Source organism: Methylosinus sp. Sm6, assembly GCF_019802345.1.
Lineage (GTDB): Bacteria > Pseudomonadota > Alphaproteobacteria > Rhizobiales > Beijerinckiaceae > Methylosinus.
This window is the reverse complement of record NZ_JAINDZ010000120.1, coordinates 1-982: the sequence shown is the minus strand read 5'-3', so window position 1 is coordinate 982 and position 982 is coordinate 1. Positions and strand designations below refer to the sequence as shown.

The following is a 982-nucleotide window of genomic DNA, read 5'->3' as shown; positions in this document are numbered from 1 at the left end:
TCGGCCGAGCGGCGGACCAAGCTCGTCGAGCAGTTCAAGAAGGAGGCCGGCGAGCAGATCGCCAAGGTGGGCAAGGCGAAGGGCCTCACGGAGGAGACGATCTCGACGCTGCGCGCGGAGATCCTCGGCGTGCGGAGGGAGAGTTGAGCGCGGACTGGCCCTTCGGCGAGCTGCAGCCTCATTCCTACGGGCTGATCCTGTCCGATCCGCCATGGTCATTCGGTGTCTGGGGTAAGGACGGGCACAATAAAGGCCCGGAGATGCACTACGACACCATGTCGCGCAGCGAACTTTTCTCACTGCCGGTCTGGAAGCTCGCGGCGCCCAATTGCGCGCATGTGATGTGGACGACGCAGGCTCAGTTGCCGCTCGCGCTCGATCTGTTGCTGCATTGGGGCTTCGATTATCGCAGCTGCGGTTCCTGGGCCAAGCAGTCGAAATCCGGGGCGTCCTGGGCGTTCGGCACGGGTTATTGGTTTCGGAGCGCCGCCGAGCTCTTTCTCGTCGGCGCGATCGGAGCGCCTCGGATCATGTCGCACAGCGAGCGCAATCTGATCGTCGCCCCGGTGCGGGAACACTCTCGCAAGCCCGACGAGATGCACGAAATGCTCGAACGCATGTTCCCGCGCGTGCGCAAGCTCGAGATGTTTGCGCGCCGATCGCGGCCAGGTTGGGACAGCTGGGGCGACGAGCGGACCTTATTCGACGAGGCCGCGGAATGAGGACGATCGAGCAGATCGCCGCCGACGTCGAGGCCGTCGAGACCGAATGGGCGCGCGCGGTCAACGACCATGACGCCGCCGCCTGCGCCGACTGCGAGCGTCGACACGAGGCGCTGATCGACGAGCTGTGGCGGGCGGGAGGCATCGGCGAGTGAGCGCGCTCCCCTCCTATGAGCAGGTCCAGTCCGCCCGGCTCATCACCGAGGCGGAGTGGAAGCAGCATCGCCTCGACAGCCTGGCGCTGGCGCCGGAGCGGCTGC

General features: G+C 66.3%; 3 protein-coding genes. All 3 read left to right on the top strand.

The window, feature by feature from the left end:
* The coding region (locus K3F48_RS25095) for a phage protein Gp27 family protein (RefSeq protein WP_222577893.1) at positions 1-147 on the top strand (147 nt) is incomplete at its 5' end.
* Positions 144-722: an MT-A70 family methyltransferase gene (locus tag K3F48_RS23815; RefSeq protein WP_222577917.1), complete on the top strand. Its 579-nt coding sequence runs from the start codon at positions 144-146 to the stop codon at positions 720-722. The genes K3F48_RS25095 and K3F48_RS23815, both read left to right, overlap by 4 nt.
* Entirely contained in the window at positions 719-877 is a 159-nt protein-coding gene (locus K3F48_RS23810; RefSeq protein ID WP_222577916.1) for a hypothetical protein, read from the top strand. The genes K3F48_RS23815 and K3F48_RS23810 overlap by 4 nt, the downstream gene beginning before the upstream one ends.
* Positions 878-982 lie beyond the last annotated feature (105 nt).